Origin of the sequence: Flavobacterium sp. N502540 (genome assembly GCF_025947365.1) — a bacterium.
GTDB lineage: Bacteria > Bacteroidota > Bacteroidia > Flavobacteriales > Flavobacteriaceae > Flavobacterium.
On sequence record NZ_CP110012.1, the window covers coordinates 5014226 to 5027191 of the forward strand.

The 12966-nt window shown below is 35.6% G+C and carries 12 protein-coding genes; 4 read left to right on the forward strand and 8 right to left on the reverse strand.

Translation table 11 applies throughout. The annotated features are described in order from the left end of the window. Positions 1-4: 4 nt before the first annotated feature. The 8 genes from OLM58_RS20960 to OLM58_RS20995 form a co-directional block, all read right to left on the reverse strand. Complete coding sequence (locus tag OLM58_RS20960) at positions 5-3217, reverse strand: LodA/GoxA family CTQ-dependent oxidase (RefSeq protein ID WP_264530493.1); 3213 nt, start codon at positions 3215-3217, stop codon at positions 5-7. 362 nt (positions 3218-3579) lie between these two features. Beyond that, on the reverse strand, positions 3580-4923 hold the full coding sequence (locus OLM58_RS20965; RefSeq protein WP_264530494.1) for a TolC family protein: 1344 nt from the start codon (positions 4921-4923) through the stop codon (positions 3580-3582). 12 nt (positions 4924-4935) lie between these two features. After that, a complete protein-coding gene (locus tag OLM58_RS20970) occupies positions 4936-6075 on the reverse strand; it encodes an ABC transporter permease (RefSeq protein ID WP_264530495.1) in 1140 nt (379 codons plus the stop codon). Positions 6076-6181: 106 nt separating this feature from the next. Further along, positions 6182-7117: an HlyD family secretion protein gene (locus OLM58_RS20975; RefSeq protein WP_264530496.1), complete on the reverse strand. Its 936-nt coding sequence runs from the start codon at positions 7115-7117 to the stop codon at positions 6182-6184. 3 nt (positions 7118-7120) lie between these two features. After that, the gene (locus OLM58_RS20980) at positions 7121-7855 is read right to left on the reverse strand and encodes an ABC transporter ATP-binding protein (RefSeq protein WP_264530497.1); all 735 of its coding nucleotides are present in this window, start codon (positions 7853-7855) and stop codon (positions 7121-7123) included. An 86-nt stretch (positions 7856-7941) separates the two neighbouring features. After that, positions 7942-8355 carry a DUF2141 domain-containing protein gene (locus OLM58_RS20985; protein ID WP_264530498.1) on the reverse strand — a complete coding sequence of 138 codons (414 nt, stop codon included), beginning with the start codon at positions 8353-8355 and terminating at the stop codon, positions 7942-7944. 45 nt (positions 8356-8400) lie between these two features. Continuing rightward, the gene (locus OLM58_RS20990; RefSeq protein ID WP_264530499.1) at positions 8401-9318 is read right to left on the reverse strand and encodes a DUF6268 family outer membrane beta-barrel protein; all 918 of its coding nucleotides are present in this window, start codon (positions 9316-9318) and stop codon (positions 8401-8403) included. A gap of 107 nt (positions 9319-9425) precedes the next feature. Then, a complete protein-coding gene (locus OLM58_RS20995; protein ID WP_070905676.1) occupies positions 9426-10319 on the reverse strand; it encodes a helix-turn-helix domain-containing protein in 894 nt (297 codons plus the stop codon). A 707-nt stretch (positions 10320-11026) separates the two neighbouring features. Here OLM58_RS20995 and OLM58_RS21000 point away from each other — a divergent pair. From OLM58_RS21000 to OLM58_RS21015, 4 genes are all read left to right on the forward strand, one after another. Continuing rightward, positions 11027-11452, forward strand: a complete 426-nt coding sequence (locus OLM58_RS21000) for a chromate resistance protein (protein ID WP_264530500.1) — start codon at positions 11027-11029, stop codon at positions 11450-11452. A gap of 179 nt (positions 11453-11631) precedes the next feature. Next, positions 11632-11871, forward strand: a complete 240-nt coding sequence (locus OLM58_RS21005; protein ID WP_264530501.1) for a helix-turn-helix domain-containing protein — start codon at positions 11632-11634, stop codon at positions 11869-11871. 85 nt (positions 11872-11956) lie between these two features. Then, positions 11957-12454, forward strand: a complete 498-nt coding sequence (locus OLM58_RS21010) for a hypothetical protein (protein ID WP_264530502.1) — start codon at positions 11957-11959, stop codon at positions 12452-12454. Between the two features lie 14 nt (positions 12455-12468). Then, positions 12469-12690 (forward strand): hypothetical protein, encoded by a 222-nt coding sequence (locus tag OLM58_RS21015; protein WP_264530503.1) that lies wholly within the window; start codon positions 12469-12471, stop codon positions 12688-12690. Positions 12691-12966: the final 276 nt, after the last annotated feature.

The window sequence follows — 12966 nt, forward strand, 5'->3', positions numbered from 1 at the left end:
AATACTATTTTGGAATAAAACGCTGGAAACGAACCAATTGTTCCGGAACACCCACTTCTTTTCGAGGTTGTCTGGAATGAGGAACGGTTCTTGTTCTGGTGAATTTATGTGCTTTAGAAGCTAGTAAATCAACTAGTTTTTGAACTTCACCTGTTAAAACCTCATCCTGAACCAATTCGTCCTGAACCAATTCTAATAGTTGGTCGCGAGTGCTTTCTATTACAACTTGTTCAGTAAACAAACCTTCATTAGACAAATGTTCCAAAGTAATATTTAATAAAGATTCTTCTTTCTTATCCAAACGCTTGTTGTCATTTAAGATTTTTCTTAATCGGGTTTCTGTCTCTTGCAACAACAGTTGGTTTTGTTCGTCATTAGGAATTACACCAATTTGCATTTCTGGCGGAAAATTAGGATCATCAGATACCCCCGGACGCGGCTGTACAATCGCTAACTTGTCAAAATACTTCACCATTGCATTAATCTGATTGGTTTGTGTTGGGGCTTCACCATCTAAAGGCAAATCATCCAACCAAAAATAACGATATGCAAAAGCTTCTCTACGGGTTTCTTCTTCTAAATGAGTATCTAAAGTTTCTTTATAACGTTCTTCACTCAAAATATTATTAGGAACTCTGGCAGGCCAAAATGTTGGCAGATAAGGGTCGTATGCAGTCGTATAACCATCTCTGCAGCTTGCCGTATCTGTCTGCCAGGGAATAGCCATCCATCTTGTCACACCACCTGGTACCTGACCACCTAATAAAGGACCCGCAGGTAAAGTCAAGACATCACTATTCATAGTAGAGCCATAATAATGGTAATCGGTTTTTGGTGTTTTAGGAGCGTGTTTCAATCGGAAAGGAGCCATATACATACCAGAAGTTCGCATAGGCCAAGTCATTTCGCAACCCGGATGAAAAGCATCTGCCAAGCAAAAATCCATGGCAGCTTTGGTTAGCATGTCGGGTTGTTCGGCAATAGGATAATCATCAATTTTTTTAACAGGTGGAATATAAGGACAGCCTGTTTTATCTACAAAATCGGCATCAAAATCACCTTCGACCCATTGATCTAAAAACTGCAATTGCAACTGCGATAAGGTGGAATGTTGACGCACAGAACCTTGTGTAGGAATGGCAACTGCATCACCATATAGCCAAGGCCATAGCTGTGGCGCTTCGGCACCAGATTGATCAAACCTACGGAAATTATTGGAAATAGTACGACGCATTTCTAAGTTGGCAGAAGAAGGATCATTTAGTTTTTTTACCCATGTTATACTGGTATAATTAAATTGTCCACCCCATCCAAAAGCAGCCGCAAATCCTGCATTTACCCATTGTAAATTGGTCATTCTTTCAAAAATAGGCAAGATATCTTTACAGAAAGAAGGTCTTGCAGGTCTTACTAACATTCCTGATTCTACAGCAACACTACGCATTAAATCCCACATAGTACGAACCGATTTTTGCATAGGAGCATAATCAGGTGGCGCACAGATCACCCAGGCAGGATCTACATTGAGAGCTACTCCTTCATATTCTACTGTGGCGGTAACAGGGCCATCTGACATATCATCATACCAACCTTCATTGTTAGCAAAGGTAATGGCTCTGTCGCCATTGATATTTTTCGATTTACCATGACCACCTAACATTACTAAACGTCCTTTTTCGTCGGTGTGCATTTCTCCTAAATAAACCGATTCACCCATGAATTCCCCCATGAATTTTTTTCCTTCAGTGACATTAGGATTTGAGATACTTTCGCCTCCACCATCAATCAACAACTGGCTCCGGTCTTTTACATCAATATTTCTTAATAAAGAAGGCGGAACATTAGGAGCGGATGCATCCGGAATATCTAAGGCAATTTGAAATTGATACCACGATGATTTTTGATTGGCCAAATGCGAATACCAGGTAATCTTAGCATTATCCATCGTTAGCTCCTTAATCGCTTTTCCGGCAGCATTGAAACCATAAATACGAAACTGTGCGGCCTGACGTTTTATCGCTCCGGTTTTATCGCGATAAGCATAAACATCCTCTTTTACTTCTGGTTCGTCTACTAAAGGACCTATAAAATACTCTTCTTCACTAGTTCCTACACGCATTACACCAATAGGGGGATAAATACCTGCTCTAACAATACAATTGCTATCCTCGTCTGTATTGCCTCTAAAATGTGGATTTATGGCATTAGGTTCTTGTAGCTGTTGCCCGTTGGCTTGATGCCTTGCTTCGGCACTAGCTGCATAAACGGTTTTGCGAGCCTCTGCAATTGAGCCTAAAGGTTTATGAACTTCTAAAGTTCTCCAAATATTGAATGAAAGATTGCTTCCAAATTCAGACTGACCAATCGCAGTTACATCTTGTTGGGGTAAATGTAACTTAGCAATACAGATGTACGGACTTTCCTCTGTACTCCAAACTACTTGTGCATCATTAAGAGGCATGGTTGCCTCATTAGTACGCAATTGAATTTCAAATCTGAAAGTAGCAGCTCCATTGCGCAAACGTTTTTCTAAATCCAAACGTAAATAATTATCATCGTCAAAAGGTGCCCCTTTATAAGTGTCGTCCGGAACCAAACGATATTTAACAATTTGATCTTCTCCTAGCTGAAAAGGTAAAATAGCCCAATAACCAGTACTTAACACACTCGCTTCTTCTTTCTGCATAGCTTGTAAAATACCAGCTAATTCAGGATGTTTATTGATATAAGAATCATAATCCTTATCAATAGCACCCGCAGTTGTAAACGCACACATTTGTTGTGCATCACTAGCAAAAAAGCGATCGATATTCTGAAAAATGAAATCGGCAGTAGGGCCTTCTCCAAAAAGCTTTGGTCCTTCCACTCCAAACAATTTCAACCCCACTCCAATAGTGGAATTTAAGTCCGGTGAAGTGGGTCCTGTATCACTAGAGAAACGAACAGCACAATCAAAACTAGAACCCGCAAAAATACCTTTTTTAAATTTTTCAGGAATATCCTCATTGATTACGAATTGTCCATAAGTGATACCGTGTTGTTTTCTAAAAACAGCACGTTGGGCTGGGTGTTGCCCATTTTCAATTCGGGTTTTTTGGCCCATTTCTACAAACATCTCCTTAAGACGCTGTGTCACCATTTCAGTACTGCCACTACTGTCCCAACATTTTACGTTGTTTGCAGTAGGTTTTTCAATGCTTCGTTTTTTGTTGTCCATATTTAGTAGTTATTGATTTGTTACGGCTCAATGGTTAGCTATCTAATTGATAGTACACCCTAACGAAAATAAGATTTATCCTGCAAATGAATATAGGTAGTTTTACGTGTTTTTATAAAAGCTTCCTGATATCCTTCGCACTATGTCAACTTCGAATACTGTTTATAAAATGGGATTAGCAATCCTATAAACAGCCTATCGATAACTTTTAAAACTAAAAATGTAAACAAAAAGACTGTACGGGATGTTGAACAGCCTTTACAGGGTATGCCTACAAAGCTGTTTTTTCATTCCTAAATAAAATTTAGCTGAAAGAAATGTTTATCCGTTTGCTATAATACTTATGCAAATGCTCTTCAAACTTACCAGACTAATTTTCCTGCCGCTTTTTTCCAATCAAGCCATGATACTATCAATTGTTTTTTAAGCTGATTCTGAAATAATTCCAGATTTTGCAATTTGATCTCTTTATCATTTAGTTCATTAAAGGCTATTTGATCAAATTTATATCGGTCCTGATAAATCATTACAATCTCTGAAGTGAGCTTACTGTTTTCACTCACTGTTTTTAGTTGTTCCAGGACATTAGCATAAACAGTAGCGGCATTTAAAGCATTGTATTTGCTTTTATTAATATTCTCTGTAATTCTGTCCTTATTTTGATTTTGCTGAAATTTTAACTGATCAATTCTTTTTGCTGTATTTTCTCCAAAAGAAAAAGGCAACTTTAATGAGACACCAACATAACTATTTCCATACCAACTATTTTGCTGAAAAGGATTTAGCTTTTCTGTAAATTGATCTGCTCCTAAATAACCATTTATAGTAATCAATGGGCTATATTTAGTTCTTTCCAGTTTTTTCTTATTCTCTAATACTTCATTTTGCGTTTTCAAAATTTCAATTTGAGGCAATGCTTCAATTAGATTATCATCAAGATTGCCAATACTTTCCTCTACGCTGTATTTTTCTAATTTCACAGCAGCAGCAACCAAAGATTCATTTCCAATAACGTATAAGAAATACTGTTTCAAAACCAATACATTATTTAGGGCATTGCGGTATTTTTGAACCGCATTATTGTGCGTTACTTTAGCATCGTTTACGTCCGTTTTTAAAACTCTTTTGTATTTGTATTTTTGATTAATAGTTTCCAGACTCAGCGCTGTACGTGCAGTATCACCAACCGCTTCTTTTTCTTGTTCTTCTGCAACTACTATATTTAGATATACTTTTGAGACTTCATAAGTAAGTTCCAGCTTTGCCTCTTTTTCATTTAAAGCAGCTAGTTTCTCCTGTAGTTTCGATTCGGCTATTAATTTTGAAATGGTCATATCCAGTAAGGGTTGCTGCAATAAAACACCTGCGCTTTGAGAATAATTAGCTCCTAATTTTACCGGAACCACACCCTCTGATGCTTGATGAGAATTAAATGCTTCAGCCGGTAAAACACTTGTAGCAATAATCGGATTGTACTGATAATTATAATTCAACGCCACTCTGGGCAAATATTTCGCATTTAATTCTTTTGTTCTTAATTGATTGATTTTATATTCTTTTTCCATTGAAGCTACTATCTTTCTATTCTTTTGTGCTGCTTCAATAGCCTTATCTAAGGTCCAGACCGGACTTTGTGCATTCATTTTAAAAAATCCTGACAACAGAAAATAGCTTATAAAGCAGATATACCATACATTATTTTTCATCCTAACAACTTTTTAACCTCTAAAAACAGAGGCAGGTTCTACATTTTTTATTCTTCTAATGGCAAACACAGCTCCGAAAAGCGAAATAGAGAAGGTAACTGTTAGAATTATGAAAAGTATTCCGGGACTAAAATCTATTACTATTCCCGATTGATACATTCCGTTCTTAAACCCTAATAAGAAAATAAAAGCAATCATAAACCCAACAATAGCAAATAAAGCGGCTTGTGTAAGTATTAATTTCCTAATGTAGGAATCGGTTGCACCAATTGCTTTTAGAGTTCCATAATCCTTAATTCTGTCAAGTGCTGATGAATACATCGTTAATCCAATAATAAAAAAACCGGCAATAATGGCAAATCCTACTAAGGAGCCCGTACTGGCACCTAAACCTGTAGAAGCCAAAACACTATTTATGGTTGCTGAACTCAAGGATGATGTTCGCCATGCTCTTACTCCATAAATAGAATTATTGATCTGATCGACAACCTGGTCTACATCTTTCCCTTTTTTTACATTTACCAATAAAGCGCTTATAGCAGTAGAGGGAATATTACTGTAAAATCTTGCTCTGTCAATCGTAGTGTACATTAAGTAACCACCCCAACCCCTTATCCCTTTTGTTTGCAGGGTAATTACTGCTCTTTTCCCATTGATTTCAAAACTAGTCCCAACATTTGATGAACCTCCAAAATTACTTCGGTCAAAATAATCTGCAGACACAGCTGCCTCCTGTACTAAATCTGAAAGTTCTCCTTGTACAACCTTTGCACGATCCGGACCTGCTTTAAAATACGGAAATTCACTTCCAATAATATTTACAACAGCACTGGTTCCGTTAGGAAATTTTGCCTTACCATTTGTTACAACCATTGGAAATGCCTCTTTCACTCCCTCCAAACTCTTGATTTCTTTCTCTTTTCTGGTATCTATCAAACTAAGCTGATTGGCATCTGTCGTTTTATTATCAACAACCCAAATATCAGCTGTTGTATTTTTTACCAGCACACTCATTAGTCCTGTCAAAAAATTAAATGTCCCAATTTGTTGTCCAATAAGAAAAGTACTTATTACTATTCCAACCACTACTCCGATGCTTTTTGTTTTATCGAAACGAATAAACTTCCACGCTGTTTTAATACCAAATTTCATACTTAGCTATTATTTGTTTTCATTTATACAGGGAATTCATACCTCTATATTGGCATTTCCAGTCCCTATGAAGTTATCCCTCATCATTCTTGTTTGTGATGCTTACTTATTTTGATGCCTGAATAACGCATTCAATCCGGGAATTAATTAAATACTTCGTTGGGTTGTTCAACAGAATTTTTATTTCCCGCACTCTTCTGTCTTCCTGATCTTCTGCTTTTTCAGAAAAAATAGATTTGCGTTTAAGTGCCAAAGACGCGAAAATAACTCTGCCAGATCCGATAATTTTATTGGATCCTATTTGACGAATAATGGCTTTCTGACCTTTTTTAACTTTGTCTGCAAACAGCTCATCAATTTCACAGGCAGCAACCAAATTACTTTTCGGAATAAAATCTGCAAAAGACTGACTGGGTGACAATGCAGCTCCTTTTGTTGCGTACATGGTCATAATTTGTCCATCACCCGGTGCTTTTATCAAATATTGCTGCAGCTCACGGTTTGACACTTCCAGATCTTGTTTTATTTCCTGAAGTCTGGAATTCTCAACCAAAATCTTGCTTTTCAATTGTTCCAGATTTGTTTGAAAAATTTTAGTTTCGGTTTCAAGATTATCAACATTCTGTTTTATTTCTGCGCCTTTTTCTTGTAAGTTTCTCAGTCGCTCTAATTCTGTTTGTTTGTTTGCAACATTTATTTTCTGCTCTTTTAGCTTCAGCTGTGCTATGTCTATCTCCGCTTTTTGTGTTTGAATTCGACTTTTTATCCGGGCGATTTTAGCATCCTGAACGGAATGATCCAATTCGATAATTAAATCATTTTTCCCAATTGTATCATTTTCCTTTTTATGGATAGCCAGAACAACACCACCCACTTCTGTTGCCAATAAAGACAATTTCTCCTCCGGTTCAACACGTCCGATTCCTACAATACCCGATGAAAGAACTTCTTTAGTAAAACCTGTCTGACCCTGTTTTACTTCGTCTTTTTTATTACAGCTAAAAAAAAGAAGGGCCGTTATAGAAATTAAAATATATTTCATTCTTTATAATTTGATTAATTGATTCTTTATAAATGTTGCACTCTCATTTTCAGTCGCAATTCCACTATCCACATAAATAATTCTGTCTGCAAACTTCTTAAGCCGCATATCATGTGTAACCACAATTACACTTTTTCCATTTTGAGCAAGTTCTTTTAGTTCCTCCATTACTAAACCAACACTTTTTACATCTAATGCAGCTGTTGGTTCATCACAAAGCACAATTGGCGGATTGGTTACCAGTGCCCGTGCAATCGAAACTCTTTGTTGCTGGCCACCACTTAGCATTTTGGGTAAATTTTTCATTCTGTCTTTCATCCCCACTAATTCAAGAGCTTTTTCTGCTTTTTTCTTAGCCACGGGTTCGCTTACCTTCATAAGCTGCAACGGCATCATTACATTTTCTAAAGAATTAAGTGGTGCTAAAAGATTAAAACTTTGAAATACAAAACCTATTTTATTCAATCTCAAAGCCGATAATTCCTTAGCCGAAAGCGCATTTACGTGTTGACCATCAATAAAAACATCTCCTTTTGTTGGATAAATAACACAGCCTAACAGCGATAATAGTGTAGTTTTCCCCGAACCCGAAGGACCAATTATTAAGGTGAGCTCCCGGGTTCTAAACTGAATAGTTGTTGCTTCCAGAGCCGTAATCAATGTATCACCGGTTTGATACTCCTTGCAAGCCCCCTTTAACTCTGCAATAACTTTTTTTTCAGAATTTATCTCTTCCATAATTTTATGTCATGATTTAAGTTTGCCTGGTAATGCCAGTCATTTTATAAAAGACAGGCTCTTTTAAACTAAAATTTCAAAAATCCTTAGTAAAGATTTATTTTAATAGTAGCGTCATTATTTAAGATATAAACAGAGCAATCCTGAAATGTTGGTGCCCCGCCATCCGGCATAAAATTCGTACTGTTCCCTACAGGCTCTTTAGGCATCCCCAACCAGTTACTGTTTAGTTTTCCGTTATTATCCAAATCCTGATAAACCGTAATTGCGTAAGTCCCTCTTGGCAAATCAATTTGAAACTTCATCGTTTCCTGATTCACTTTTTGAACTTTGGTAAAGCAGGCTCGCTTGAGAAAATTTTCTTTTTTATCATATACATTTAATACAACAGCTCCTTTACCTTTTTGAACATTGTGTACATCAACATTCGTTTTTATCTGTTGTGCATTAGTAAAATACGATACTCCCAATAGAAGAATGCTTAAAATAGATTTTTTCATTTTGTCTTTAATTTTATAATTTTTAATGTGATTCTGTTTGTGTGCCTATTTCCCAAAACGATAACTGAGCATCATTTTGACATAAGGCGTTTCTTTTGCTTTATAATTGCTAATGGTGTCATTATTAGAATTATAAAGTGTGTATTTGTTGGCAAATCCTAAACCTCCCTGGAGTTGTAACCAAAAGCCATCAAAAAGACGTTGATTAATTTGCAGACCGCCATGAATTGCCGAAAACTGAGCATAATCGATCTCTTCTCCCTGATCATTCTTGTAGTTTTGTAAATTGTGAAGCGTCCAGTCAATCGAGCCGGCCAGACCAACTTGAGTATTATTACCCAGATTTCTAAAAACATTTACCCTTGGCCAGTATATTTGAGCAAGCCACTTACCATTATTGCTCTTATAGTCCAGAGATACGGCAGGTGTTATTAAAAACTTGCCAAAAGCATACATAACATGAGGGCCAATTCCGATTTCGAGATTTGACTTTTCTCCAAACTTTCTCGAAACTCCAAAAATGCCATCGAAAACCATATCATTCATCGAAAACGAATTTTTAAAGTCAGAAGCAATTGTAGGTATAAAGACTCCAAAAGCAGCCCATCTTTTTCCTATAGGATGTCGCACCACAATGGTAGGTTTGATTTCGTTTATCTTCGTGATGTAATTCGGACTAATTTCAATATCTCTATCAAATGTAAAGTCTAAAACACGGTAGTTGACCGTTCCAAGAATACGTGTTTTTCCAATTTTAAAAGGTGGTATTGGCAACCAAAAATCGTAAGTATTATATTTGAATTTATTCCCATAGTACAGATCTACAGTTGACAAATTCTTAAAGTTAGTTCTCCCATGCACAGTAATGCTCATCCCGGCACCATCTGTAATTAATTGAGCATAAAACTTATTTGGAAAACAAAAAAACAAGGTTACTAAAACGAATGACAGTACTTTTTTCAAAATAACAATTATTAAATTTAAACACACAAGCTGTATCAGCCCTCTAAGATTTTCTTAGGGCAAAGTTGCAGTTAAAACAATAATTGTTACTAGGATTTAGTTTGCCGTTACTCGGACAAATCTTGCTTTAATGAATTTCGGTACTGAGAAGGAGTTGTACCTGTTATTTTTTTGAAAAGGCGTCCAAAATAAGAAGGATCTTCGTAATTCAAGGCAAAAGCAATTTCTGAAATATCTTTAGTCAAATCTTGCAAAAGTATCTGACTTTGCAGAATACTAACATTGTTTATCCATTCTTTTGGAGCTATTCCGGTGGTTTGCTTGATACATCTATTGAGATAATTTACAGAAATTTTTAATTTATCGGCATAAAAGGTCACTGACTTATTCTCTGCATGATATTTATAAACCAGCTCTTTAAAAGAAAAAGTGATCTCATTGTTGCGATGTATTGTTTTATTCAGTTCCTTATTTGAAAAAAGAATTTTCTGGAAAGCCGCCTGCATGAGCGAATAACAAATTTCAATATTGGAATTTTCATTACGAAATTCCTGACTTAATAAACCAAACAAAGAATTAAGCCATATACTGGTCTCTTTAGGCAATTTAAGAACTGAATTGGCGGCAAAAATCTGTATTAGCTCCTGTTTCGACAAAATATGATTCAGAACACTCTCCTCAAATAAAATAAAATGTCCCGTTATCATCTGATCAATTTCTTTCATTGCGGTAATATGTCCCTGTTTTACAAACAAAACATCATTTTCATTTATGGATATCACTTCTTTGTCGACTTGCTGTTTGGCATAACCTCTGGTAACATGAACCATAAAATTATAATCAGGCCTAAAAAGCGGGGTCGGAATCTGGATATACTCGGTTGTAGTATTTAAATCATATATCTGTAAGGGAGATTTTAAGAAATCAAAGTCGAGAGAAGCATCAGACATAAATTGCTTTGGAAATTCTTCTGATGAAATAATTTTAATACTCTTACTCATACTTAAAACTTAGATATTGAGCTACAAACATAAGAAATGGTTCGATTACATCTGTAGAATACAACCAATTAAAATTACCCCCCGCTCTACGAAGTGTATCTCAAAAGTGCTGCGCAAATGTCTCTGACTTTGCGCCAACTTGCAATATCTAATTTAAAACATATAAGTAATAAAGTCTCAGACTTTAAAACTAAATTTTTTAGATGTAATTTCCAGAAAAGAAAAGATTTAAAACAGTATTAAAAAATAACGGTAAAAGTCAGGAGACTTTTATAAACGTAATAATTCATAAGTGCAAAAAAAAAGCGCAAAGTCAGAGACATTTGCGCAGCTTTGGTTATTTACAAATATATAATTTTAAAAAAAGAGACTTTCGGGTCTCTTTTTTTGTTTTGGGTTGTTATGAATTTAAAGTCGAAAGACATTTACAAAGTTTCTATCCCCTCGCGAAGGATTCTTCTATTTTACCAGGTAAACAAATTTTTTATATTTTTAAATTTGTTACAAAAACGGTAACAAATTTTTATTTTTTATCATTTTGTTCCATTTCTTGAAACAAAATAAATTTTTATACGATTTTGTTTCAGTTAAATAAAATTCTCCCCGCTCTACAAAGTGTACCTCACAAGCACTGTGCATTCTCACTACGTGATACTTAAATGATAAAAAAATGTACCTTAGCACGTATTCTAAAAAACAATTGATTTATGAAATGGATCACCAGAGAAAGGCCAAAAATAGACCGAATTGCATGCCCATGGCTTATTAGAAATTTTGTGGATCCTGAGGCTGAATTTATTTACGTCCCTTTTGATCAGGTTCTGGACAAAGCAAAAGAATTAAATGCTGTTCCTTTTGATATCCCAAATGTTGAATTCACACATTATCAGGAGCAGTGCACTTTCGATTATATTGTAAAAAAATATAAAATTGAGGATCCCGCTATTTCCATCATGGCAGGAATTGTACGCGGGGCTGATACCGATCGTCATGAAATTGCAAAAGAATCTGCCGGACTCTGGGCGGTGTCTGCCGGGCTTTCGCATAATATTACCGATGATTATAAACTCCTTGAAACCGGAATGGTGCTCTATGACGCACTTTACAGCTGGGCCTCACATCTATACAAATAAAAACATCTGGAGAACAGCCCGTTTGAGAACCTGCTACACGAAGTTTACAATAAATTTCTTATAAAAAAAAAACAGCCGGAAAAACACCATCCTGGGTAAAAGACCTCAAAAATCTTATTCAGGACCAGATTGATACTCAGTTTACTTTCGACCTTAAAAAAATATCGGGTGAACTCGATTTGAACCCATCCTACCTGTCGAGAGAATTTTCTAAATATTTTGAAGATTTAAATTTCGGGGACTATGTGAGAAAACAAAGGATTGAAAAAGCGGTAAATCTTATTGAGAACACCACCTATACTTTGACGGAGATTGCCTATAGAACCGGATTTTCGGACCAGAGCCATTTTACAAGAATTTTTAAACTTCAAACCGGAAAGAATCCGTCGGCATACAGAAAAAAAATCCAGAAAAAGTAATCCCTATACAAAACGTAAAACGCATTCTATTTAGGGAAGTTTAATGCTTGTAATTTTGTTTCTATAATTTATAAAAACAATATCGATGCTTTTAAGATTCCCGCTCCTTTCTATTCTACTACTATTTAGCCTTCCGTGCTTTTCTCAGACTACGTATCCTAAAATCACAGGATATTTTGGTATTCTGCATCCTCTGGTAACCTTAAATAAAGATGAAACTGCAGTAAATTTCAGAGACTACTACGCAGTAGGATTTCCAACTGGAATCAATATCTGGAAAAACGAGAAAATCGGATTTTCTTTTGAGGTAGTTCCCAATATCAAGGACGATCAGGGTACCAGCAAAGTAACTAACTTATTGTTTCATCCCGGGGTTCTGGTAGCTTTAGGACAAGGATATACTTTTGCGGGAAGGGCTGCTTTTGAATCCTCCGGAAGATATGGCATTACACCTGTTTTGAACAAAACAATAATAAAAAGCACCAATTGCAGCTACTTTGCCGCAATCCCCCTGCCCATCCGCTTTGGTAATAATCATCCCGCTTCCTTTACAGTCGGTTTTCAGTTTGGAATTGCATTTTAATTTACAAATCATGAATGAAAATCCCGCTCTATAAATTGTATCTCACAAGCACTGTACAATTTCTCTGGCTCATATCTGTAATGGTGATAGCCAAAAGAAGTATAATAGACATTCCAACGGCTCTACTGGCAATTATTACAATTTTTACGTTGCTTTATATAAAGAAAATTCAGGAACCCTATATTATTATTGCAGCAGCTATTTTAGGTATAATCATTAAATTAGTAATAATATAAAAAGCTGCTTTTAAAACATTCGGATACAAAACAATAACTCCAATCTCTTCTTCTAAAAAATGAAACCATAAAGAAATTTAAGGTTCATTTTAGCATAAAAACATCCTTTTAACGACTTTTTAAGTTATTTAAAGATTAAAAAGTATTATAAAAAACCATATACATATCTTTGATTGTGTTAAAAAATTAAACATTTCATAAATTTTAAATCTAAAAAGTATGAAAGCAAAAAGTACTCTACTTGTACAGACTTATTAGTTCTGTCCCGCACCACAA

Coding starts and splice junctions, on each gene's coding strand:
- OLM58_RS20980 (WP_264530497.1), bottom strand. CDS start 7,855: ATGGAAGAGATAAATTCTGAAAAAAAAGTTATTGCAGAGTTAAAGGGG.
- OLM58_RS20995 (WP_070905676.1), bottom strand. CDS start 10,319: ATGAGTAAGAGTATTAAAATTATTTCATCAGAAGAATTTCCAAAGCAA.
- OLM58_RS21015 (WP_264530503.1), top strand. CDS start 12,469: ATGAAAATCCCGCTCTATAAATTGTATCTCACAAGCACTGTACAATTT.
- OLM58_RS21010 (WP_264530502.1), top strand. CDS start 11,957: ATGCTTTTAAGATTCCCGCTCCTTTCTATTCTACTACTATTTAGCCTT.
- OLM58_RS20965 (WP_264530494.1), bottom strand. CDS start 4,923: ATGAAAAATAATGTATGGTATATCTGCTTTATAAGCTATTTTCTGTTG.
- OLM58_RS20960 (WP_264530493.1), bottom strand. CDS start 3,217: ATGGACAACAAAAAACGAAGCATTGAAAAACCTACTGCAAACAACGTA.
- OLM58_RS21000 (WP_264530500.1), top strand. CDS start 11,027: ATGAAATGGATCACCAGAGAAAGGCCAAAAATAGACCGAATTGCATGC.
- OLM58_RS20985 (WP_264530498.1), bottom strand. CDS start 8,355: ATGAAAAAATCTATTTTAAGCATTCTTCTATTGGGAGTATCGTATTTT.
- OLM58_RS20975 (WP_264530496.1), bottom strand. CDS start 7,117: ATGAAATATATTTTAATTTCTATAACGGCCCTTCTTTTTTTTAGCTGT.
- OLM58_RS20970 (WP_264530495.1), bottom strand. CDS start 6,075: ATGAAATTTGGTATTAAAACAGCGTGGAAGTTTATTCGTTTCGATAAA.